Origin of the sequence: Microbacterium sp. LWS13-1.2 (genome assembly GCF_040144835.1) — a bacterium.
GTDB lineage: Bacteria > Actinomycetota > Actinomycetes > Actinomycetales > Microbacteriaceae > Microbacterium.
This window is the reverse complement of record NZ_CP151632.1, coordinates 3,664,355-3,685,984: the sequence shown is the minus strand read 5'-3', so window position 1 is coordinate 3,685,984 and position 21,630 is coordinate 3,664,355. Positions and strand designations below refer to the sequence as shown.

Sequence of the window (21,630 nt, the reverse complement as noted above, 5' to 3'; positions counted from 1 at the left end):
CGGGCGCCAGAGCGCCCTCCGCTCAACGACCGGGGGGCGCGCCCGTCACACGGTCACCGATACACGGGCGGCCTCCCGGTCGTACCCTGAGCGCATGGGTGTCATCGAGTTCGAGCTGACGCGCACCGTCCCTGCCGGCATCGACGCGGTGTTCGCCCGCCTCGCCGACATCGAGGGCCACAACGAGTGGATGCCTGACAAGGGGAGCATGCTGCGACGCACCACGCAGACCTCGCCCGGCGCCCCGGCCCTCGGCACCACCTATCTCGACGACACGTCGTACGGCCCCACCCCTGGTGAGATCGCGGAGTTCCAGCCGCCGCACACGCTCGTCTACCACTGGTGGGACAAGACGAAGCGGGGCAGCTTCAAGCTGGAGGGCTGGCCGGCGTATCGGCTCGAGGCGACCGACGACGAGACGACGCTCGTGCACCATCACGCGAAGATGCGCACGTACGGCATGTATCGGCTGGCGACCCCCTTCCTTCGGAGGATCGCGATGAAGGAGCGCACCGTCACGCTCGAGGCGCTCGCGGCGTCCTTCGGGCCGGGCGGGCACGCCGTGGGCTGAGGCCGCGGGGCGCGAACCTGCGGTGGCTCTCGCCCGTCAGCGCCCGCTCACGTTCACCGCAGCTGCGCGAAGCCCTCGGCATCCTTCGTCGGGCCCACCACAAGGATGGTGTCGCCGGTCTGCAGCACCGTGGTGTTGTCGGCGTTCGTCCATGACCCGCCTTCATGGTGATACGCGGCGATCGTGACGCCGTACTTCTTGCGCAGTGCCGTATCGCCCAGCGGGATGCCCTGGATCGTCGACGGGACGGGGGATTTGACCAGCGCGTAGCCGGGTGCGACCTCGATGAAATCCAGCGCCGCGCCGCGCACGAGATGGGCGACACGGCGCCCCATGTCCTTCTCGGGGTAGATCACGTGGTGCACGCCGAGCTGTTCGAGGATCAGACCGTGGCGGTCGTCGACCGCCTTGGCCCAGATGACCGGTATCTCCATGCTGCGCAGCACGGAGCACGTGAGGATCGATGCCGAGATGTCCCCGCCGATCGCGACCACGACCCGGTCGAACTCGTCGATGGCCAGCTGCTTGAGCACCTCGTACTTCGTCGAGTCGGCGCGCACGACCTGGGTCAGCTCACCGTTCAACGACTGGACGAGGTCCTCGTCGAGGTCGATGCCGAGCACTTCCGTGCCACCGCTGACGAGCTCCAGAGCGAGAGCGCTGCCGAACCGGCCGAGTCCGATGACGGCGACCGAGTCCGCCTCGGCGATGCGACGGGAGGTGTCCCCGCCGAAGAACGGGAATCTAGCCAATGGCAGGCCTCTCCTTCGGAAGCTCGTACAGGATGCGGCGCTCGCGCAGGGCGATGGCCGAGCCGAGGGTCAGCGGCCCCAGCCGCCCGAGGAACATCAGCATCACGAGAACCAGTTGCGCTGCCGGCGACAGGCTCGCCGTGATGCCGGTCGACAGGCCCACGGTAGCGAACGCCGACACCGTCTCGAACATCGCCCGGTCGAGATTCTCACCCGACAGGAGCATGAGGATGACGGCGCCGACGACGACGGCTGCAACGGCGATCAGCACGACCGTGATCGCCTGACGGTGCACCGCGCGCGAAAGCCGCTTGCCGAAGATGTTTACGGCGCCTTCGCCGCGCAGCTCGGTCATCATGATGAAGAACAGCACCGCGAACGTCGTCACCTTGATCCCGCCGGCGGTTCCGGCAGGTCCGCCTCCGATGAACATGAGCACGTCCATCCCGAGCCAGGTCTCGTCGCGCATCGCACCAATGTCGACCGAGTTGAAGCCCGCGGTGCGGGTCTGAACCGACTGGAAGAAGCCCGCGAGGAGGCGCCCCCAAGGATGCATGGCCCCCAGGGTGTCGGGGTTGTTCCACTCGAGGACGGTGATGTAGACGGTTCCCCCGACGAGCAGCACAACCGTGGCCCAGAGCACCAGCTTGGTGTTCATGGACCAGTGCAGGGGGCGGCGGAACTCCTTGCGCAGCTGCAGGAGGACGGGGAAACCCAGTCCGCCCAGGATGATCGCCGCGCAGATCGGCAGGCAGACCACCGGATCCTGGGCGAATCCGATCAGATTGTCGCTGTACAGCGCGAAGCCGGCGTTATTGAACGCCGAGACGGCGTGGAACAAGCTGTGCCAGGCGGCTTGGCCGACGCCGTACCCGTAGCCGGTGAGGAATCGCACGAAGAGGATGGCGAAGGTGACGGCCTCGATGACGAGGGAGGTCAGCACGATGCCGCGGACCAGCCCTCGCACGTCGTCGAAGCCGACCACCTTCGCCTCGGCGGCGGTGTTGAGCCGGGCCCGCACCGAGAGCTTGCGGGCGAGTACCAGCCCGATCAGCGACGCGAAGATCATGATGCCGAGACCGCCGAGCTGGATCAGGCCCAGGATCACCACCTGGCCGAACGGCGTCCAGAACGTGGGCGTATCCACGACGGTGAGGCCGGTGACGCAGACCGCGCTCGTCGCGGTGAAGAGCGCCTCGACGAATGTCGCCCCGCCGGCTCCCGCCTTCGAGATGGGAAGCATCAGCAGCACCGTTCCCACCGCGACGGCGATCCCGAAGCCGGTGACGACGGCTTGGGCCGGATGCAGCCGCAGCCGCCGGCCGGTTCCCCGGCGCAGCGCGCGCTTCAGATCCACCCGCGTGCTCACTCACGCACCTTAGCGTTCGCGGCGGTCGCGTCGCACGGGGCCTGACGCGCGTTCGTCGCAGTGGGGCTCGCACGATTCGCGCGAGCCGCTGGAGCCGATCGGAACGCGGTGCGCGACATCTCGTCCGACGCAACGCGGCGCACTTACGGAATCAGAAGCGGTGGGCGTGCTCCGCTCGCCGCGCGCGACCGAGACCTACCGCCACCTCGCCGCCGAAGTGATCGCCGGCCGTCCCGTGGAACTGCTCCGACACCGCCCCGCTGTAGACGATGCGCCCCCGTGCGATGACGAGCCGGCGCGCGGGCTGGTCGACGACCACGGACTCCGCATCGTACGCGTCGAGCACCACGAGCTCAACAGGTCGAGGATCTCCTCGTGGAGCGCGGAGTTGGCGGCAGTGATGTCCCGGTCGCCGCCGGCATCCGGTGCTGCCTCCGCTCTCGCCAGTCGCGCGAAGAGCTCGTCCGACGAGGCGCCGGCCGCGCACGCCTGTGCCGCGAGCTTGGCGGCGAGCACCTCGAGGCTCGAGCGCACCACGAACAGCTCCTCGACGTCGTTGAGCGTCATCTCTGTCACCACGGCGCCCCGGCGCGGCAGGGTCTTGATGAATCCCTGGGCCTCCGGCCTCGGCATCGCCTCGCGGATGGGGATGCGGGAGACGTTGAACTCCGCCGCGAGCTCCCGCTCTCGGATGCGCTCGCCCGCGGCGAGCGTGCCCTCGATGATCCGCTCGCGCAGCTCCTCATAGATCTTGACGGACAGCGACCGGTCGGCAAGGCCGAGCGGAACGTCGTTCGCCATGCAGAACACCTTTCGACGGAGTGGGGTGGGACGGTGGAGTGTGCCTAATGTATGCCAGCCCGCGGCCTCGCCCGCGGTGCTCACGGGCGGCCGCGCAGCGCGGCGGGCTCGTGAGCGCGCACCTCGGCGATCGGTGACGGACGCCACCGCTCGCGCGCGGGCGCGCACGATCTGAGGAACGGATGCCGCATGCCTGGCGCATGTCGGCGGCCCGTGGTTTGCTGACGCCATGCGCACCGCGACCTCCGCCGACGGCACCCCCATCGCGTATGAAGCGACCGGCGATGGCCCCACCGTGGTCATCGTCAACGGCGCGATGTCGACGGCCGCCGACGCCGCGGGGCTCGCGCAGGCACTGTCGGATGCCGGCTTCCAGGCGGTCACGTGGGACCGCCGCGCCCGCGGCTCCAGCGGTGACGCACGGCACTCGACGCCCGACCGCGAGGTCGAGGATCTCGCGGCGGTGATCGACGCGGTCGGCGGCGACGCGGCCGTGCTCGGGCACTCGTCCGGCGCGGTGCTGGCGCTGGTCGCGGCATCCCGCGGCGTGCCGGTGCGCGCACTGTTCCTCTCGGAGCCGCCGCTGCGGTTCGGCGTCGACGAGCCGGCCGACGACCTCGCCGACCGCCTGCAGCAGTACGTCGATGAGGGCCGGTTCGACGACGCGATCGTCACCTTCCAGCTCGAAAGCGTCGGGCTCCCGCGCGACATGGTCGAGGGCATCCGCGCGAGCGACCAGTTCGCCTCGCTGCTCCCGCTCGCCCAGTCCACGGTCTACGACACCAACCTCGTCCGCCAAGCGTCCCTCCCCACCGACGAGATGCTCGGCGTCGCGGCGCCGGTGACGGTGCTGCGCGGTGAGCAGACCTTCCCGATCCTGGTCACCGCGGCCGACCGCCTCGCCGACGCCATGGACGGCGCGGAGCTCGTGGTCGTTCCCGAGTCGGTGATGCATCGTCCCGACCCCGCGGCGACGGCCCGCGTGATCCAGGAGCGCCTCGGGTAGACACCGTCAGTCGTTCAGCCGGTCGAGCAGGTCGACGGCGGCGCGCGCGTACTCCCCGATCCAGCGGTCATGGATGCGCTTGATCGGCACCGGCGCCAGGGCCAGGTGACGCTCTCGGCCGATCCTGCGGCCCGTGACGAGCTCGGCCCGCTCGAGCACGCGGAGGTGCTGCAGCACGGTCGTGCGATCGACCTCGGGAAAGCGCGCACAGAGGACCCCCGTCGTGAGCGGCTCGTCCTTCAAGGCATCGAGCATGCGCCGGCGCAGCGGGGCGGCGAGCGCCTTGAACACCAGGTCGTCATCGGACCCCTTGTGCTCGGCATCCGTCATGTTATAAAACTACAACATGTCTGAAGAACTCACCGCCCTCTCGTTCACCGTGTCGGGGCGCGTCTCGCGGCCGGCGGCCGACGTCTACGAGGCCGTCGCCGACCCCGAGCAGCTGTCCCGCTACTTCACCACCGGCGGCGCGCAGGGCCGGCTCGAGCAGGGCGCCGACGTCACCTGGGACTTCGCGGACTTCCCCGGCCGGTTCCCGGTGACCGTCGTAGAGTCCGACCCGCCGCGGAAGCTCGTCATCCGCTGGGAGGCCCGCGCGGGCGTCGAGTCGGAGACCACGACCACGTTCGAGTTCGAGCCGATCGACGACGGCGCACGCACCCTCGTGACCATCACCGAGTCGGCGTGGGAGGCCAGCCCCGACGGCGCGAAGAGCGCGTTCGGCAACTGCGAGGGCTGGACCGGCATGCTCGCGGCGCTGAAGGTATGGGTCGAGCACGGGATCAACCTGCGCGACGGCTTCTACGCCTGACGAGCGCCGGTCTCGCCTCGACCGTCAGGCGATGCGGGTGCCCGACGGCAGGCGCCCGGCCGGGGTGCGGGTGTGCGCCCAGGCCCACCACATCAGTCCGGCCGCGAGCAGCAGCTGCAGCGCCATGCCGACGAACCAGATCGGCGCCGACTGGTCGATGACCTCCTCGGGCGTCGGCCGGTCGTTCTGCAGATCGGGGGCGCAGTCGTCCCAGCGCTGTTCGAGGTCGGGGGGCTGCTGGGCCGCCCGCACGCCGAACTTGATCTGGCCGAAGAGGTCGTTCGGATTGCCGTACGCGTCGAACTGCGTCGGCGTGGCGTCGGCGAGGATCACGAAGGGGTTCGCGGCGAGCAGCCACCACACGCGGTCGAACCGCGGCACCTCGTACGTCGACGTCTGCCACTCACCGCAGCGCACCTCGGCATCCTCGTCGCAGGGATACTCGTCGCTCGACTCCTCCCCCGGCATGCACGGGAACGTGTCGCCGGAGTACTCGCCGTACTCGAACGACCGGTAGCTGCTGGTCGCCTCCGACCGGATCGAGTATCCCACCAGCGCGAACGCGATGAGCGTGCCGATGACGAGCGCCGCGACGACGAGGTAGGTGCTCGCCACCGAGAACAGCGGGCGCGAAAGGATGCCGCTGAGCGCGACTCCGATCGCCGCGATGATGCCCACCTCGAACATGAGCACGAGCAGCGACACCGCGATGGTCGCGGGCTCTCCCCCGCCGGCCAGCGTGGCCACCGCGAGGAACGGGACCGACACCGCCACGAAGGCGAGTCCCGTGATCCACGCCGCGAGGAACTTCCCGATGAGGATCTCGGCCGTCGTCGCCAGGGTGATCTGCACGGGCGCGAGGGTGGCGGCATCCCGGTCGCCGTTGATCGCGTTGCCGCTCAGCGTCGGCGAGACGAGCACCACGAGCAGCAGCGTGATGTAGACGATCGTCGAGTAGATCGCGCCGCCGGGCTGGTACGCGGCACCCCACGCCAGGAACGAGAGCGCCGTGACGATGACCAGGAGCAGCGCGAAGACGCCGAGGAGCACGTACCAGGCCACGCTCCGCGTGCGCTGCGTCAGCTCGAGGCCGACGATGGTGCCGAGCCGCTGACCGTTCACGAGGTCGCCTCGCTCTCGCCCGCGTCGCCGCCGGGTGCTGCCGACGCCGGACGCGGGGGTGCCGGGGGTGCGGATGCCGGAGGTGCGGATGCCGGAGCGGTGGGCGGCGCTGGCGGTGGCGCGGATGCGGGCGGCACCGGCGTCTGCGGCGCGCCCGCCGGAGGCGTCGGCGCGGAAGGCATCGGCGCCTGAGGAGGGCGCCCCTCACCCAGGTCCAGGAAGGTGCGCTCGAGCGCGCCCTGCGCCGCGGCGTACTCGACGACGTCGAGCCCGGCCGAGAGGAGGTCGCGCAGGGCCGCGGCCGCGGCATCCTCCGATTCGAACGACATCACGATGTCGCGGCGGTCGACGCCGAGACTCTCCACGGGAACACGCAGCGCACCCGCCACGTGGTCGAGGCTCTCGGCGGACGGCTCGGCTCCGGCCAGCCGCACGCGCCACGGGCGTGCGCGGCGCGACGCCGCTTCGACGCGCGCCGGATCGACGGTGACTCCCGCCATCAGGAAGACGGCGTCGTCGACGACCTCTTCGAGCTCCGAGAGGATGTGGCTCGATACGAGCACCGTGCGCCCCTCGGCCGCGAACCGCCGCAGCAGCAGCCGCAGCTCGATGCGCGCCTGGGGGTCTAGTCCCGACGCGGGTTCATCGAGCAGCAGCACGCGCGGGTCGTGCACGAGTGCGCGCGCGAGTCCCAGGCGCTGCTTCTGTCCGCGCGAGAGGACGCGGGCCGGGGCGTCCGCGAGGTCGACGAGGCCGACCTCGTGCAGGAGAGCATCGGCGCGGGCGGATGCCGCGGCCGTCGGCATCCCGTACAGCCGCGCCGTCACGGTGAGCGTCTCGCGCGAGGTGAGCGAGTTCCACGCGCCGAGCGCGTCGGGCATCCAGCCGAGCACGGCACGCGCCGCCTGCGGATCGGCGACCGGATCGATGCCGTCGATGCGGATGGAGCCCGTGTCGGGAGCGAGGAGCGACGCGAGCATGAGCAGCAGCGTGGTCTTGCCCGAGCCGTTCGGCCCGACGAGCCCCGTGACCCGACCGGCGTGCGCCCGCAGCGTCACGTTGCGCACGGCCTGCACCTGTCCGAAGGAGCGCTGAACACCGTGGACGACGATGCCGGGGGTGGTCACGCGCTCACTCTATCCACCAGGCGCGCCTCTCTCGTCGTCGCCACGGCGCTCAGGGGTCGCGAGACGCGGCAACGTCGCGACCGAGGCCGCGTGTCGTGATACCCGAAGCAAGGCCTGCGGCGCGGCGCTCAGGCGCTCAGGGGTCGCGACACGGCGCTTCCCCGCCGACGAGCCCACACGTCGTGACACCCGAGCAAGGCTGCGGGGCGGGCGTCAGTCGCGGAAGAACGCGACCCCCAGATCGGGGTGGTCGACGAACACGCCATCGACCCCGCAGTCGCGGATGACGCTCCACTCGGCCTCCCAGTCGCCGAACGCCGACGGACCTCCCCGCGTGCGGAACTGGCCGATCAGGAAGCGGTTCTCGGGTCGGCACGTCCACGTGAAGACGCGCAGGCCGCGGGCGTGGGCGTCGGCCACGACGGGCGACGGCCCGCTGGTGCGCCCGAGCTTGTCGGGGGCGAGGATCATCCGCTTGTCGACGCTGATCCCGTCGACCTTTCCGACGAGGGAGTCGAGCCCCGCGGGCGCGGCGGTCTGCCGGTAGGTCAGCGCCGCCTTGCCGTGCGCGGCGAACTGGTCGAACGGCCGGCCCGAGGCCTCGAGCAGGTAGACGTACGCCGCACGGATGCCTCGTTCCCTCAGCGCGTGCAGCACGGTCGACTCGAAGGCCTCGATGGTGAGGGGCAGCTCGCCGCCGGCCCAGCCGGCCTCGCGCAGCTCGGCGTCGACGAGCGCCGCGATGTCCCACCCGCCTGCGGCGCCGAGGCATGTCGCGAAGTAGGTCGCGTGCTTGATCTCGAGGACGACGCCGATCTCGCGGCCGTATTCCAATGACGCGGCGCGCACGGCGTCCAGCACATCGCGCAGCCGCAGCACCGGCTGCTCGTCGTCGAAGCTCGCGCTCGAGGGCCGCAGCTGCGGGATCCGCTCGCGGCAGCGGAGCGTCGCGAGCTCGTCCCACGTGAAGTCCTCGGTGAACCAGCCGGTGTGCTCGACGCCGTCCACCGTCTTGGTGGTGCGGCGATCCGCGAACTCCGGCCGATCGGCGACGTCCGTCGTGCCCGAGATCTCGTTCTCGTGACGTACGACGAGCACGCCGTCGCGCGAGACCACGACGTCGGGCTCGACCGCGTCGACGCCCATCGCGAACGCGAGGGCGTACGACGACCGGGAGTGCTCGGGGCGATACCCGGGCGCGCCCCGGTGGCCGATGACGAGCGGTCTGCGGCGGGGCACCGTCTCAGCGTAGTGATCGCCGACCCCTTCCCTGCGAGACGGCGACCCGCCACCCCACCCTCGGCGAGACCCCACCGGGTGGACGAGCCCGTGGGGTTCACCCGGGGTCTCGTCCGGCGGCTGGGGTCTCGGCAAACCCCCCTCGGCGGGACCCTCGGCGGGAGCCCCGCTCATAGCCAGCTCACAGCGCGATTCCGTGCCACCTCGCGCCCTGTCGGATAGTGTTGATCAACAGCATCGTGCTGGGATTCCCTTGACATTGGAGTGTGAGAGAGCAGTGGCCCTCAACAACCCCGCGTTCAACAGCCCGGCCTTCCAGGACCCGAAGGCCGTGCAGACCTACCCCGGCGGTTCGCAGGCGGCGAACCTGGGATCACAGACGCAGTTCGCGACGGCGCAGCGCGCAGGAACGGATGCCGCTTCCCAGGCGCACCTCGAGGGCATGTACGCCGCTCCGCCGGCCGGCTCCGTCGAGACGGGCCGCATGACCGTCGAGGACACCGTCTGGAAGACGCTCGGACTGTTCGCCGTCCTCATCGTCGGCGCGGTCGCCGGCTGGATGTGGACCATGGCGGGCGTCACCCCGGCCAACCCGAACCCCTCGATCGCCCCGTGGGCGATCGGCGCCCTCGGCGGCTTCGTCCTCTCGCTCGTCGTCATCTTCACGTCGCGCAAGAAGATCCGCCCCGCGCTGATCTTCGGCTACGCCGCGTTCGAGGGTCTCTTCGTGGGTGGCATCTCTGCCTTCTTCGAGATGATGTTCGAGGGCATCGTGCTCCAGGCGACCCTCGCGACGCTCTCGGTCGTCGGCGTCACGCTCGCCCTCTTCGCCAGCGGCAAGATCCGCGCGTCGAAGCGCGCGACGAAGATCTTCCTCATCGCGATGGTCGGCTACCTCGTGTTCTCGCTCATCAACATCGGACTCATGCTGTTCAACGCACCCATCGCCGGCGGCGCGTTCGGTCTGCTGAGCCAGGAGGGCCCGTTCGGCATCCCGTGGGGTGTCATCATCGGCGTCTTCGTCGTCATCATGGCGGCGTACTCGCTCGTGCTGGACTTCGACAACATCCAGCAGGGCGTGCGCAACGGCGCTCCCCGTCAGTACGGGTGGCTCGGCGGCTTCGGCATCATGGTCACCGTCGTCTGGCTGTACGTCGAGATCCTCCGCATCATCGCGATCGTGCGCAGCAGCAACTGACGCATAACGCTCACGAACGGCCGCCCGCGTTTCCGGGCGGCCGTTCGGCGTTTCTCACGGCATGACCACAGCCGGGAGCCTGCCGTGCATCCCGTCGAGCCGCTATCCGCCTCCGCAGACCGCGCCTAGGCTGAAGCCGACTCGAGGAGTGACATGTCATGGCCCGGCGTTCTGCGGTTCTCGGCATCGCCGTGCTGCTGTGCCTCACCGGCTGCGCAGGAGGACCGATGACCGAGCCCACGCCGACCGAGCCCACGCCCTCCGGGCCCACGCCCTCGGCGCACACCCGTCCGCCCTTCGCGACAACGCCGCGCGGCCCGATCGAGCCCACCGGCGAACCGGCCATCGTCCCGCCCGCCCGCTGGGATGCGATCGTCGCCGATCTCGCCGACCGCGGCGTCTCGGGCACTCCCGAGCTCGTCTCCGCGCATGCGGTCACCTGGAACAACGGCGCCCTCGGATGCCCGTCGCCCGGCGTCTCGTACACGCAGGCCCTGGTCGACGGCATGCGCGTCGTCGTCTCCGTCGACGCCACGACGTACGACTACCGCTTCGGCACCTCGGACACCCCCAGGCTCTGCACGCGGTGACGCTCGGCCGCCTGGCCCTGGGCACTGCGCCGATGGATGCCGCGGCACCGGCCGCGGCATCCGTCCTGTCTGCACGAACGGGGTGGCGCCCCGCCTTTCGACGGGACGCCACCTCTGATCCGTGCGACGCGGGTTACTTGGCCTTGACCAGGAGCGCCTCGTCCTTGCCGGCCGCGTTGTCGGTCGCGACGACCATGACGCCCAGCGGCTTCTGCTCGGCGAAGGCCGCGGCGTTCACGTCGACGGGCACCGGGACGGTGCCGCCGACCGGCACCGGCACGAACTGCCCGTTGGTGAGAGCCGGCGCCCACGGGTTGTAGGTCGCCGTGGCGTCGATGGCGTCCGAGCCGTCGTTGACCGACGAGAAGCTCTGCACGGTGTAGTCGAACGCTCCGGCCGTGATGCCGAGATCGCTCGCGACCACCGGCAGCAGGATGGTGCTGCTGTCGGTCGGCGCAGCGGCCAGGAAGCCTGTGGCGTAGGTCTCCTCGGTCTCGATCTCGTACGCGAACACCTGCGAGATGCCGTTCGCGCTGCCGGCTTCGACCAGCCCGCCGTCGGCCGAGAACACGATCCATTCCGGCTCGCCATCGCGGTTCGTGTCGATGACGACGTCGAACTCGTTCGCCGCCGCGTTCGACCACCGGTTGTGCGTGCTGACCGCGAACACGAGCAGCTGGTCGCCGCCGATGTCGAACGACTGCACGCCGGCGGCGCGGAGGTCGTAGCCGGTGTCGGTGAACGACTTCGGCGCGTCCTTCTTGTCTTCCAGGCCCCACGTGTAGAAGTCGGCGTCGGCAGCCATGGCACCGGCCCGGTTCTTGAGCGAGACCTGCACCTGGCCGTCGACCGGCTCGCCCCTCTTCGTGACCTTGAGGTCACCCGAGGCCGAGACGTCGCTCGTCGCGCGCGGCACGAGCAGGTACGGGACCCGCAGCGTATCCGCCGACGACGAGAACACCACGTCGCCCGAGAACTCGTAGAACGCGAAGCCGCCGGCCGTCGAGCTGCCCGCTGCCGTCGCCGGAGCGGTCAGGGTGACGGTCACCTTGGCAGTGCGACCCGCCGGCACGGTCACCGTGCTGGGGCTGACGCTCACCGTCGCCGCCTCCGACTGCGCGGATGCCTCGACGCCGACGTCGTACGTCACCGCCTCGGTGCCGTAGTTCGTCAGCGTGACCGACTTCTTGTCGCGGAAGTCGCGGGAGCTCTCCACGAAGCCGAAGCTCAGCGCAGCCTCACGCAGGCGCCCGTCCTCCGTCTTGAATGCGTCGCCGGTGGCCGTGACCTGCTGGCCCACCGCCTGGGCGGGATCGACCAGGCCGACGCCGCCGCGGACGAGGTTCTGACCGTCGACCTTCTCGGGGTCCGCCGTCGAGACGAGCACCGAAGCGACCTCGCTGGCCTTCCAGGTCGGGTGCGCCTCCACGGCGAGCGCCGCGACGCCGGCCACGTGCGGAGCCGCCATCGACGTCCCCGAGATCGTCGCGGAACCGCTGCCGGTCCCGACGCCCGTGGACACGATCGAGACGCCCGGAGCCGCGACGTCGACGCCGAGGGCGCTGTCGCCGCTGCGCGGACCGCTCGAGCTGAACGACGCGTACCCGCGGAAGCCGGGGTTGGCGAGGTCTGCAGCGGTCACGGTCGCGGGCTCGCCGTCGACGAGCGTCGGGCCGTCCGACAGCCGGACGCCGAGGAACGGGATGGTCACGACGTACTCCTCGCCCGTGTCGGGGTTGGAGGTGATCTGCCCCTCGAACGGCGGGTAGTCGTCGGTCGAGTTGATCATCACCGCTGCCGCGGCGCCGGCCTGCTGGGCGAAGATCGCCTTGGCCACGCGGGCGCAGACGCCGCGCTCCGAGACCGCGAGCTGGTTGCCGCCCACGGTCACGCCGGCGTGCTGATACGCCTCGACCGAGCAGCCCAGCTCCTCGTTCTCGTCGGCGGTGGCCGGGTCGTCGGTCAGACGGACCACGGTCATGCCCGGCAGGCCGGTCAGGACCGCGCCGTTGGCGTTGATCGCGGGGATCGCGACACCGTCCACGGTGATCTCGGCACCGGGGAAGGACTCCGTGCTGTCGACTGCCGCGACGGAGATGGCACCGTCGCCGTTGCCGGCCAGGTACGGGCTCGGGCCCTCGTTGCCGGCCGACTTCACGACGACCACGCCCGCACCGGTCGCGTTGCTGACGGCGACCTCGTCGGGGTCGTCGCCGCGACCGAACGGTGAGCCGAGCGACATGTTGATGACGTCCATGCCGTTCTCGACCGCCCAGTCGATGGCGGGGACGACCACGTCGGTCGAGCCGCCGCAGCCGAAGACGCGGAGCGCGTAGACGTCTGCCTGCGGCGCGACGCCCGGGCCGATCGTCCACTCGGCCGACGACGTCGAGGCGTCGTAGGGACCGGTGTACGTCTCGCCATCGGCCGTGACACCACTGCCGGCCGCGGTGCCGGCGACGTGGCTGCCGTGGCCGTTGCAGTCGAGGGGGTTGGCGTCGGGCATCGGAACGGGCTGGTAGTCCGGAGATGCGGGGTCAGCGTTGTACGAGTCGCCGACGAAGTCGTAGCCGCCCTTGACGCGCGGTGCGTCCGGGCCGAACTGCGCCGGGTCGGCGGGCTGCGCCTCGGCGGCGTTGGCCGCCGCGTAGGCCTCGGGCGTTCCGACGCCGCCGAAGTTGGCGTGGGTGTAGTCGACGCCGGTGTCGATCACGGCGACCTTGATATTCTCGCCGGTGTAGCCCGTGTCCTGCCATACCTGCGGCACGCCGAGGAAGGGCACCGACACGGCGTTGTCGAGCGTGTAGGTCTTCACGGCGTGCACGGCGACGACGTTGGGCAGGGCTGCCACAGCGTCGACCTGATCGGCGGGAAGGGTCGCCTGGATCCCGTTGTAGGCGGACTGCATCGTCGCCGCGACGTCGCCGTCCTTGCTCTCGATGGATCCGACGACCGCGTCCTGTGCGGACTCGAGCGTGTTCCTGATCGCCTTCCGCTCGGCGGCGGAGAGATCGCTGCCCCTCTTCGCCTGCGCGACGGCGACCGGGTCGCCGGCCATCTCGACGATGACGGTGACGCGCCCGTCTGCGCCCACGCTCATCGGGCGGACGGTCGTTCCGACCGCGCCCTTCGTGTCTGACTTCTCGAATCTCGACGACGGGTCGTCGTCGGGTGTGGCAGCCATCGCTGCGGTGGGGGTGGTGATCGCGAGCGCGAGCGCGCCGACGACCGCCAGAGAGCGTCGGTTCAAGGGGGAGCCTGCTTTCTGCGTGAGTGGGGAATCACGTTACGGCGGCACGCTATGTGCGAATTCTCAAAAGGTCAACAGGAATCTCCCAGGTTGAGCAGACCGCACAGTGACACCCGTCACACGCTCACGAAACAGCGCATCGCGCAGCGCCGCCAGGCCGGCGACGTTGCGAGCCCGCCGGGCCCGTCGATGGCGCTCGCACGTTTCTGCTCTGAGCGGAACACCGTCGAGCATTCGGCGCCCGCGTCCTATCGTGAGCGCATGGCCGAGATCATCCCGCTGCCGACGAAGACGCATCCCTCTCGTGAGCCCGAGCCGCTCTGGCGCGACGCGCTGGGCGACCGCCTTCGGCGGCTCCGACATGAGCGCGGCGAACGCCTCGCCGACACCGCAGAGCGCGCCGGGGTGTCTCCGCAGTATCTCTCCGAGATCGAGCGCGGCCTCAAGGAGCCGTCGAGCGAGATGATCGCGGCTGTCGCCGGCGCCCTCGAGGTGACGCTGATCGAGCTGACGGCCGGTGTCGTCGACGACCTCCGGTCGCGCGCCGCCGAGCGCGCGGTGGTCGGATGCCGCGCCGCCTACGCCCTCGCCGCCTGAGTCGTCCCTCTCGCCCCTGGCCGATGTCCCGGGGCGTCGCTAGCCTGGCCGGGTGACGCCCGCGAAGTCCGAAGCCGAGATCCTCGACATCGAGGGGCACGAGGTGCGCATCTCGAGTCCGGCCAAGATTGTCTTCCCCGCGCAGGGGATCACCAAGCTTGACATCGTCCGGTACTACCTCGCCGTGGCAGACGGTGCGCTCCGCGGAGCGGGCGGCCGGCCGATGGTTCTCAAGCGCTTCCCCAAGGGGATCGACGCCGAGCCGTTCTTCCAGAAGCGCGTCCCCGAGAACCACCCCGGCTTCATCGACACCGCGACCCTCCAGTACGCGCGGGGCACCTCCGCTGAAGAGGCTGTGATCCGGGATGCCGCCGGCCTGGCGTGGGTGATCAACCTCGGGTGCCTCGACCTCAACCCGCACCCCGTCCGTGCCGAGGATCTCGACCACCCCGACGAGCTGCGCATCGACCTCGACCCGATGCCGGGCGTCGACTGGTCGCAGATCGTCGACGTCGCCTTCGTCGCCCGCGAGGTGCTCGACGATGTGGGGCTCATCGGCTGGCCGAAGACGAGCGGATCCCGCGGCATGCACATCCTGGTGCGCATCGCGCCGCAGTGGGACTACAAGCAGGTGCGCACCGCGGCCGAGACGCTCGCACGTGAAGTCGAGAACCGCGTGCCGGGCCTCGCGACCGCACGCTGGTGGAAGGAGGAGCGCGGCGAGAGCGTGTTCGTCGACTTCAACCAGAACGCCAAGGACCGCACGGTGGCGTCCGCCTACTCGATCCGTCCCCTGCCCGACGCGCGGGTGTCGACGCCGCTCGACTGGGACGAGGTGCGCGAGCGCCGCCCCGACGAGTTCACGGTGCTCACCGTGCCGCAGCGATTCGCCGATCTCGACGATCCGCACGCCGGCATCGACGACGCCGTCGGCACCCTCGACGGACTGCTGCGCCTCGCCGACGAGCTCGGTCCTGGCGAGAAGCCCCCGCGCGCCGGTGACGGATCGGGTCGCCGCCAGTCCACGATGCCGCTCATCGAGATCGCCCGCACGAAGGCGAAGTCCGAGTCGATCGCCGCGCTCGACGAGTGGACCGCGCGGTACCCGGCGGTCGCCGCGCAGCTGCATCCCGCCGACGTGCTCATCGACGGGATGCGCGGCTCGAGCTCGCTCTGGTACCGCGTGCGCGTGAACCTGCAGCACGTCCCCGAGGCCGAGCGCCCGCCGCAGGAGGACCTGATCGCCGACTACGACCCGTGGGAGGGCAAGGTCTGGCCGGCCTCCCCGTGACGGCGCCCGGTCGTTGAGCGAGCGAGGAACGAGCGAGACGAAACGCGCGCCCGCCTCCCCCCCGGTCGTTGAGCGAGCGAGGAACGAGCGAGACGAAACGCGCTGGAGGTCCCCGGACGCCGACGCGTTTCGTCTCGCTCCGCTCGCTCAACGACCGGATAAGCGCCGACCCGATCCGCTCGCTCAACGATCGGATCGGAAGGGCCCTGAACTTGCCGAAGGACGCCTTCAGCGACCCGGAACCCGCTCGAGCACCTGGTCGGCGAGACCGTAGGCGACGGCATCGGTCGCCGTGAAGACACGGTCGCGATCCGTGTCGACGCGCAGCTTGGCGGCATCCTGTCCGGTGTGGCGCGCGAGGATCTCCTCGACCTCGCCGCGCACGCGCACGAGCTCGTCGGCCTGAAGGATCAGGTCGGGGATCGCGCCCCTCCCCTGCCCCGCCGGCTGGTGCAGCACGATGCGCGCGTGCGGCAGCACCGAGCGCTTGCCCGCTGCGCCGGCCGCCAGCATGACGGCGCCCACCCCGATGGCCTGCCCGACGACCGTGGTCGCGACATCGGGCCGCACGTGCTGCATCGTGTCGTACACCGCCAGCATCGCGGCGGGGTCACCGCCCTCGCAGTTGATGTAGAGCTGGATGTCGCGCTCGGGGCTGTCGGCGTCGAGGTGCAGCAGCTGTGCGATCAGGGCGTTCGCGACGCCGGCGTCGATGCCGGTGCCGAGGTAGACGACGCGCTCGGTCAGCAGCTGCGAGTAGACGTCCATGATGCGATCGCCGCGCGGATGCTGCGCCACGACGTTCGGGATCGTGTACGAGGTCATGCCGCCACCTCCCTGGCCGCCGTGGCCTCTGCCCCGACGCCGAGACCCGCGGGACGTCGCCGGCGGGGCACGACCTGGGCGAAGTCCTCGACGATCCCGTCGATGAACCCGTAATCCTGCGCCTCGGCGGCCGTGTACCACCGGTCGTGCAGCGAGTCGTCGAAGATCCGCTCGATGCTCTGTCCGGTGTCCTGCGCGATGAGGCCGAGCACGGTGTCGCGCATGTGCCGCAGGTCATCGGCCTGCACCTCGACCTCGACGGCCGACCCGCCGATGCCGGCGGATCCCTGGTGCATGAGGATGCGCGCATGGGGCAGCGCGCGCCGCTTGCCCGGGGCGCCGGCCGACAGCAGGAACTGCCCCGCGCTGCACGCGAGCCCCAGCGCCAGGGTCGCGACGTCGTTCGGGATCAGGTTCATCACGTCGCGTATGGCGAGCATCGAGGGGACCGAGCCGCCCGGTGAATGGATCCAGAGGGCGATATCGGATACCTCGTCCTCGGCCGCGAGCGCGAGCAGCTGCGTCGCGATCAGGGTGCCGTTGTCATCGTCGAGGGGACCGTCGAGCACGAGCACGCGCTGGTGGAACAGCTCGCGACGCGCCTCGGCGCCGAACTGGGGGATCTTGCCTTCGTCTGCCATGACCCCAGCCTGCGCGGCTGCGCGAGTGAGGGCATCCGGTTCCGCTCGCGGCGGCTCTGCCCTCGGCGGATCGCCGCCACCTCGATCCCAGGCGTGGGGCTTCGCACCGCTTCCATCGAGGACGCGGGCTCAGGCGAGCCGATGCATCAGCGTGCGCGCGGAGGGGAGCGCCGCGACCGCCGCGAAGCCGTGCCGGTCGAACATGGCGACGGTGCCGGTGGAGAACCCCGCGGGCAGCTGGCCGCCACGCCTCGAGGTGTCGATGGGGTACGCCTCGAGCGCGGTCGCTCCGCGCTCCACAGCGTGGGCCAGGGCTGCCGCCAGGAGCGCCGCGCCGACTCCCCCGCGGCGTCGCGCGGGCGGCACGAGGATGCAGTAGATCGCCCACACGCCCGGGTCGTCCGCCGCGTACAGGCTGTGAGCGCGTACGAGTCGGCTCGCCAGGACGTGCCGCACGCGCACGCGTGGCTCGACGCCGCACCAGCCGACGGCCGCGTCCCCGTCGAACGCGACCAGACCACGCGGCGGATCGAGGCTGCGCACCTGCTCGTGCAGCAGGTCTCGCCGCGACTGGCGTGTGGTGAGGCGCGCATCCGCATTCTCGAGGATGTGGAACTGGCACTGGCAGTTGCGCGACGACGCATCGGCCTGCATGACGGCGTCGACGGCATCCCATCCCGCCTCCGTCGCAGCGACCACCCGCACACCCATGGAGCGACGGTACCGCCGGCCCCCGACACCGCCGAACGTGTCGGAGCGCGGATCAGCCGGCCGGAGTACGCCGCGAGGGGCGCACCACCGCGGCGCGGAGCGCGCCGGCGAGTGCGGGGCGCACGGCGTCGGGTGTGAAGGCCGCCGCCGCGGCTCGCGCCCGCGACGACAGCTCGGCACGGCGGGCGTCGTCCTGCAGCAGAACGGTGATCGCGTCGGCGAACCCCTCGACGTCGCCGGGTGCGACCAGCAGTCCGGCGTCGCCGACCGCTTCGCGCGGGCCGTACCGCGCATCGAACGACACGACCGGCAGCCCGCGCGCGAGCGCTTCGGCGATCGACAGACCCTGCCCCTCGAACGCGGTCGAGGTGACGAAGAGCGCGGCGCGGTCGAAGATCGCGTCGCGGTCGGCGGTCGCTCCGTGGAGGGTGACGGATGCCCTCAGACCCAAGCCGTCGATGAGCGCCTGCAGTTCGTCCCGCAGCGGGCCCTCGCCGTAGATGTCCAGCCGCGCATCGGGTACGGCGGCGGTGACCAGCGCCCACGCGCGGATCGCGAGGTCGACGCGCTTCTGCGGTGCCAGCCGGTTGAGCATCACGACCCGGCGCGGGTCGCGGGACGCGGCCGCGGGAGGCTCCGCGCCGAGCTCGATCGTGTTCGGGACGACGTGGAAGGTGCCCGGGTCGCCGAAGCGCGCCGCCACCTCGTCGCGCTGCGCGGCGGTCGGCCACAGTACCGCGTCATAGCGGTCGAGCGTCGCGAGCCACCGCTGCCACATGCCGGTCACCGGCGCGTCGGGGTCGTCGTGGGGCGCCGGCAGGTGCGAATTGTGGACGGTGTGCACGAGCCGGACGCGCGGGTCGTCCCACCCGGTCAGCGCCTCGCCGATCTGACGCGACTCGAAGATGACGACGAGCATCCGGTCGGGGTCCCCGGCGGCAGCGCGCCGCTCGTCGGCGATGTGCGTCAGCCACGCGATGTACAGGCTGCGGAACCCGCGCAGCACACGGTCGCCGCCCGGAGCATGCACGATGATCGCGGCATCCGAGAGATGCCATGTCGGGTCGTCCCGGAACACCGGCAGCGAGAGGATGCTCGTGCCGGTGGCGTCGGCCACCTCTCGGTACTCGACGCCCGGCCCGCGAGCGCCCTCTCCGGCCGGCTCCCCCGCCGAGAAGAGCCAGGCGGGATCCGCGGCGACGTCATCGAAGAGGTTCCGAGCCGAGGCTGTGCTGTCGAGCAGTCCTGCGTCGACGAACGCCTGCCGCTGTGCGGCGTGCACATCGGGCGCCGCCCCGTCGACGCTCAGCTGCAGCGGATCCGGGGCGCCGGCGGATGCCAGCAGCCGCAGGCGGGTCGGGACGGCGACGGCGAAGCCGCCGTCCAGCCCCAGCGCGACGCGGCTGCCGACCAGCACGTAGTCGGCATCGGGCAGCGTGTCGTCGGGGGGCGGGGTCACCCGTCCATCCTCCCGCACGTCTCCGAAACGCCGGCGCCCCCACAGCCGGGAGAAAGCAGTGACGCCCCGGACCCGAAGGTCCGAGGCGCCCGCGGGATCACTCCCACTCGATGGTCCCCGGCGGCTTCGAAGTCACGTCGAGGACGACACGGTTGATCTCCCGCACCTCGTTGGTGATGCGGTTCGAGATCTTCGAGAGCACGTCGTAGGGCAGACGCGTCCAGTCCGCGGTCATCGCGTCTTCGGACGACACCGGGCGCAGCACGATCGGGTGGCCGTAGGTGCGGCCGTCACCCTGCACGCCCACCGAGCGGACATCTGCCAGCAGCACGACGGGGCACTGCCAGATCTCGCCGTCGAGGCCGGCCTTGGTCAGCTCTTCGCGGGCGATGGCGTCGGCATCGCGCAGAATCTCGAGACGGTCAGCGGTGACCTCACCCACGATCCGGATGCCGAGGCCGGGGCCCGGAAACGGCTGGCGGGCCACGATCGCCTCGGGCAGGCCGAGCTCGCGGCCGATGGCGCGCACCTCGTCCTTGAACAGGGTGCGCAGCGGTTCGACGAGCTCGAACTGCAGGTCTTCGGGGAGGCCGCCGACGTTGTGGTGCGACTTGATGTTCGCGGTACCGGTGCCGCCGCCCGACTCGACGACGTCGGGGTAGAGCGTGCCCTGCACCAGGAACCGGATCGGCTCGCCGTCGGCCGCGGCCTCGGCGACGAGTTCGCGCTCGGCGGCCTCGAACGAGCGGATGAACTCGCGCCCGATGATCTTTCGTTTCTGCTCGGGGTCGCTGACGCCCTCGAGCGCGTTCAGGAACTGCTCGCGCGCGTCGACCGTGATGAGGCGCACACCCGTCGAGGCGACGTAGTCGTTCTCGACCTGCTCGCGCTCGCCCTTGCGCAGCAGCCCGTGGTCGACGAAGATCGCGGTCAGCTGGTCGCCGACGGCCTCGTGGACGAGCGCGGTCGAGACCGCGGAATCCACGCCGCCCGAGAGGGCCGAGATCACGCGGCCCGAGCCGATCTGCGCGCGGATGCGCTCGACCTGCTCGGCGATGACGTTGCCGCTGTTCCAGTCGGCGGCGAGTCCCGCGGCCTTGTGCAGGAAGTTCTCGATGACGTTCTGCCCGTAGTCGGAGTGCTTCACCTCGGGGTGCCACTGCACGCCGTAGAGCCGGCGCTCGTCGCTGCCGAACGCGGCCACCGGGGTGGCGCTCGTCGAGGCGAGGACGTCGAAGCCCTCCGGCGCCTTGGCGACCTGGTCGCCGTGACTCATCCACACGTTCTGCTCGATCGGCTGGCCACCCAGCAGCACGCCGCCGTCGCCCGTGACCGCGGCATCCGTCGCCCCGTACTCGCGGAGCCCGGTGTGGGCGACCTCGCCGCCGAGCGCCTGCGCCATCACCTGGAATCCGTAGCAGATGCCGAGCGTCGGGAGCCCCAGGTCGAAGACGCCCGTGTCGAGAGCCGGTGCACCCTTTTCGTACACCGACGAGGGACCGCCCGACAGGATGATGCCGACCGGGTTCTTCGCGGCGATGTCGGCCGCGCTCACGGTGTGGGGCACGATCTCGCTGTAGACGCCCGCCTCGCGCACACGACGTGCGATCAACTGCGCATACTGGGCGCCGAAGTCGACGACGAGCACGGGGCGCTGGGAGGTCTCGGTCCCTGCTTCTGAAAGGCTCTGAGTCAACGCTTGTTCTCCGTCGGGATCGCTTGAGTGAGGGACGAGTGCTCGGCGCGCGAGTGCAACTCAGCGGCCTCGCGCTCGGACAGGTAGGTCTTCACGTCGCGCGCGACGCGCGCCTCCATGAAGAAGGACAGCAGCGGCACGATGCCGCCGGCGGCGAGCATTGCCAGGCGCCCGAGGTTCCAGCGCATGAGGCTCCACACGCGGAAGCACGAGATCAGGTAGACGACGTAGAACCAGCCGTGGGCGACGAGGATGCCGAGCGACAGGTTGAACCCGTCGCCCGTCGACTCGAGACCCGAGGCGGTCTCGACGACCGGCGCGAACCACAGGAACCCGCCGGAGCCTCCCAGGAACAGCTCGTAGCCGACCGCGTACTTGGCGATCATCTCGGCCACCAGCAGGAGCAGCATCGTGCCCGTGATGATGGAGCAGACCTGGTAGAACCTCAGGGCTCCGCGGATCGCCGGAAAGGAAGCGAGCTTCGGGGCGCGGGGCATGATGCCAGTCTACCCGCGGGATTTCGCCGCGCCCGTCGAGGCCGGGACCCACCAGGCCGCGCCCGGACCCGGCAGAT

21 protein-coding genes are annotated in these 21,630 nt (G+C 70.8%); 7 read left to right on the top strand and 14 right to left on the bottom strand.

What is annotated here, in order from left to right; genetic code table 11:
• Window positions 1-94 precede the first annotated feature (94 nt).
• A complete protein-coding gene (locus tag MRBLWS13_RS17020; protein WP_349426506.1) occupies window positions 95-571 on the top strand; it encodes an SRPBCC family protein in 477 nt (158 codons plus the stop codon).
• Between the two features lie 53 nt (window positions 572-624).
• Here the strand turns inward: MRBLWS13_RS17020 and MRBLWS13_RS17015 are convergent, their stop codons facing one another.
• From MRBLWS13_RS17015 to MRBLWS13_RS17005, 3 genes are all read right to left on the bottom strand, one after another.
• The gene (locus tag MRBLWS13_RS17015) at window positions 625-1,323 is read right to left on the bottom strand and encodes a TrkA family potassium uptake protein (protein WP_349426505.1); all 699 of its coding nucleotides are present in this window, start codon (window positions 1,321-1,323) and stop codon (window positions 625-627) included.
• Window positions 1,316-2,692: a potassium transporter TrkG gene (locus MRBLWS13_RS17010; protein WP_349426504.1), complete on the bottom strand. Its 1,377-nt coding sequence runs from the start codon at window positions 2,690-2,692 to the stop codon at window positions 1,316-1,318. The genes MRBLWS13_RS17015 and MRBLWS13_RS17010 overlap by 8 nt, the downstream gene beginning before the upstream one ends.
• Before the next feature lie 195 nt (window positions 2,693-2,887).
• Window positions 2,888-3,493 (bottom strand): GntR family transcriptional regulator, encoded by a 606-nt coding sequence (locus MRBLWS13_RS17005; protein ID WP_349426503.1) that lies wholly within the window; start codon window positions 3,491-3,493, stop codon window positions 2,888-2,890.
• Window positions 3,494-3,722: 229 nt separating this feature from the next.
• Here MRBLWS13_RS17005 and MRBLWS13_RS17000 point away from each other — a divergent pair, with 229 nt between their 5' ends.
• Window positions 3,723-4,499 (top strand): alpha/beta hydrolase, encoded by a 777-nt coding sequence (locus MRBLWS13_RS17000; protein WP_349426502.1) that lies wholly within the window; start codon window positions 3,723-3,725, stop codon window positions 4,497-4,499.
• Window positions 4,500-4,505: 6 nt separating this feature from the next.
• Here the strand turns inward: MRBLWS13_RS17000 and MRBLWS13_RS16995 are convergent, their stop codons facing one another.
• Window positions 4,506-4,829, bottom strand: coding sequence for a metalloregulator ArsR/SmtB family transcription factor (locus MRBLWS13_RS16995; protein ID WP_349426501.1), 324 nt, complete (start codon window positions 4,827-4,829; stop codon window positions 4,506-4,508).
• Window positions 4,830-4,845: 16 nt separating this feature from the next.
• On the opposite strand from MRBLWS13_RS16995, the gene MRBLWS13_RS16990 reads away from it, so the two are divergent.
• The gene (locus tag MRBLWS13_RS16990; RefSeq protein WP_349426500.1) at window positions 4,846-5,310 is read left to right on the top strand and encodes an SRPBCC domain-containing protein; all 465 of its coding nucleotides are present in this window, start codon (window positions 4,846-4,848) and stop codon (window positions 5,308-5,310) included.
• A 24-nt stretch (window positions 5,311-5,334) separates the two neighbouring features.
• Here MRBLWS13_RS16990 and MRBLWS13_RS16985 read toward each other — a convergent pair whose 3' ends face one another.
• From MRBLWS13_RS16985 to MRBLWS13_RS16975, 3 genes are all read right to left on the bottom strand, one after another.
• On the bottom strand, window positions 5,335-6,432 hold the full coding sequence (locus tag MRBLWS13_RS16985; protein ID WP_349426499.1) for an ABC transporter permease: 1,098 nt from the start codon (window positions 6,430-6,432) through the stop codon (window positions 5,335-5,337).
• Window positions 6,429-7,559, bottom strand: coding sequence for an ABC transporter ATP-binding protein (locus tag MRBLWS13_RS16980; RefSeq protein ID WP_349426498.1), 1,131 nt, complete (start codon window positions 7,557-7,559; stop codon window positions 6,429-6,431). Before MRBLWS13_RS16980 ends, MRBLWS13_RS16985 begins: the two co-directional genes overlap by 4 nt.
• A gap of 213 nt (window positions 7,560-7,772) precedes the next feature.
• Entirely contained in the window at window positions 7,773-8,798 is a 1,026-nt protein-coding gene (locus MRBLWS13_RS16975) for a glycerophosphodiester phosphodiesterase family protein (RefSeq protein ID WP_349426497.1), read from the bottom strand.
• A 277-nt stretch (window positions 8,799-9,075) separates the two neighbouring features.
• On the opposite strand from MRBLWS13_RS16975, the gene MRBLWS13_RS16970 reads away from it, so the two are divergent.
• Together MRBLWS13_RS16970 and MRBLWS13_RS16965 are read left to right on the top strand one after the other, a co-directional pair.
• Window positions 9,076-9,996, top strand: a complete 921-nt coding sequence (locus MRBLWS13_RS16970) for a Bax inhibitor-1/YccA family protein (protein ID WP_349426496.1) — start codon at window positions 9,076-9,078, stop codon at window positions 9,994-9,996.
• A 227-nt stretch (window positions 9,997-10,223) separates the two neighbouring features.
• A complete protein-coding gene (locus MRBLWS13_RS16965; RefSeq protein WP_349426495.1) occupies window positions 10,224-10,586 on the top strand; it encodes a hypothetical protein in 363 nt (120 codons plus the stop codon).
• A gap of 133 nt (window positions 10,587-10,719) precedes the next feature.
• Here MRBLWS13_RS16965 and MRBLWS13_RS16960 read toward each other — a convergent pair whose 3' ends face one another.
• Entirely contained in the window at window positions 10,720-13,836 is a 3,117-nt protein-coding gene (locus tag MRBLWS13_RS16960) for a S8 family serine peptidase (protein WP_349426494.1), read from the bottom strand.
• 261 nt (window positions 13,837-14,097) lie between these two features.
• Here MRBLWS13_RS16960 and MRBLWS13_RS16955 point away from each other — a divergent pair, with 261 nt between their 5' ends.
• Window positions 14,098-14,433, top strand: a complete 336-nt coding sequence (locus tag MRBLWS13_RS16955) for a helix-turn-helix transcriptional regulator (RefSeq protein ID WP_349426493.1) — start codon at window positions 14,098-14,100, stop codon at window positions 14,431-14,433.
• A gap of 52 nt (window positions 14,434-14,485) precedes the next feature.
• A complete protein-coding gene (gene ligD / locus MRBLWS13_RS16950) occupies window positions 14,486-15,724 on the top strand; it encodes a non-homologous end-joining DNA ligase (protein ID WP_349426492.1) in 1,239 nt (412 codons plus the stop codon).
• A 228-nt stretch (window positions 15,725-15,952) separates the two neighbouring features.
• Here the strand turns inward: ligD and MRBLWS13_RS16945 are convergent, their stop codons facing one another.
• The 6 genes from MRBLWS13_RS16945 to MRBLWS13_RS16920 all read right to left on the bottom strand — a co-directional run bounded on the left by MRBLWS13_RS16945 (window position 15,953) and on the right by MRBLWS13_RS16920 (window position 21,553).
• On the bottom strand, window positions 15,953-16,549 hold the full coding sequence (locus MRBLWS13_RS16945; protein WP_349426491.1) for an ATP-dependent Clp protease proteolytic subunit: 597 nt from the start codon (window positions 16,547-16,549) through the stop codon (window positions 15,953-15,955).
• Entirely contained in the window at window positions 16,546-17,190 is a 645-nt protein-coding gene (locus MRBLWS13_RS16940) for an ATP-dependent Clp protease proteolytic subunit (RefSeq protein ID WP_349426490.1), read from the bottom strand. The genes MRBLWS13_RS16945 and MRBLWS13_RS16940 overlap by 4 nt, the downstream gene beginning before the upstream one ends.
• A 129-nt stretch (window positions 17,191-17,319) precedes the next feature.
• Entirely contained in the window at window positions 17,320-17,901 is a 582-nt protein-coding gene (locus tag MRBLWS13_RS16935; RefSeq protein ID WP_349426489.1) for a GNAT family N-acetyltransferase, read from the bottom strand.
• Window positions 17,902-17,953: 52 nt separating this feature from the next.
• Entirely contained in the window at window positions 17,954-19,360 is a 1,407-nt protein-coding gene (locus tag MRBLWS13_RS16930) for a glycosyltransferase (protein WP_349426488.1), read from the bottom strand.
• A 97-nt stretch (window positions 19,361-19,457) separates the two neighbouring features.
• Window positions 19,458-21,056, bottom strand: a complete 1,599-nt coding sequence (guaA, locus tag MRBLWS13_RS16925) for a glutamine-hydrolyzing GMP synthase (RefSeq protein WP_349426487.1) — start codon at window positions 21,054-21,056, stop codon at window positions 19,458-19,460.
• Window positions 21,053-21,553 (bottom strand): DUF3817 domain-containing protein, encoded by a 501-nt coding sequence (locus MRBLWS13_RS16920; protein ID WP_349426486.1) that lies wholly within the window; start codon window positions 21,551-21,553, stop codon window positions 21,053-21,055. The genes guaA and MRBLWS13_RS16920 overlap by 4 nt, the downstream gene beginning before the upstream one ends.
• Window positions 21,554-21,630: the final 77 nt, after the last annotated feature.

Coding starts and splice junctions, on each gene's coding strand:
- MRBLWS13_RS17020 (WP_349426506.1), top strand. CDS start 95: ATGGGTGTCATCGAGTTCGAGCTGACGCGCACCGTCCCTGCCGGCATC.
- MRBLWS13_RS17005 (WP_349426503.1), bottom strand. CDS start 3,493: ATGGCGAACGACGTTCCGCTCGGCCTTGCCGACCGGTCGCTGTCCGTC.
- MRBLWS13_RS17000 (WP_349426502.1), top strand. CDS start 3,723: ATGCGCACCGCGACCTCCGCCGACGGCACCCCCATCGCGTATGAAGCG.
- MRBLWS13_RS16995 (WP_349426501.1), bottom strand. CDS start 4,829: ATGACGGATGCCGAGCACAAGGGGTCCGATGACGACCTGGTGTTCAAG.
- MRBLWS13_RS16990 (WP_349426500.1), top strand. CDS start 4,846: ATGTCTGAAGAACTCACCGCCCTCTCGTTCACCGTGTCGGGGCGCGTC.
- MRBLWS13_RS16965 (WP_349426495.1), top strand. CDS start 10,224: ATGACCGAGCCCACGCCGACCGAGCCCACGCCCTCCGGGCCCACGCCC.
- MRBLWS13_RS16955 (WP_349426493.1), top strand. CDS start 14,098: ATGGCCGAGATCATCCCGCTGCCGACGAAGACGCATCCCTCTCGTGAG.
- MRBLWS13_RS16945 (WP_349426491.1), bottom strand. CDS start 16,549: ATGACCTCGTACACGATCCCGAACGTCGTGGCGCAGCATCCGCGCGGC.
- MRBLWS13_RS16940 (WP_349426490.1), bottom strand. CDS start 17,190: ATGGCAGACGAAGGCAAGATCCCCCAGTTCGGCGCCGAGGCGCGTCGC.
- MRBLWS13_RS16935 (WP_349426489.1), bottom strand. CDS start 17,901: ATGGGTGTGCGGGTGGTCGCTGCGACGGAGGCGGGATGGGATGCCGTC.
- MRBLWS13_RS16920 (WP_349426486.1), bottom strand. CDS start 21,553: ATGCCCCGCGCCCCGAAGCTCGCTTCCTTTCCGGCGATCCGCGGAGCC.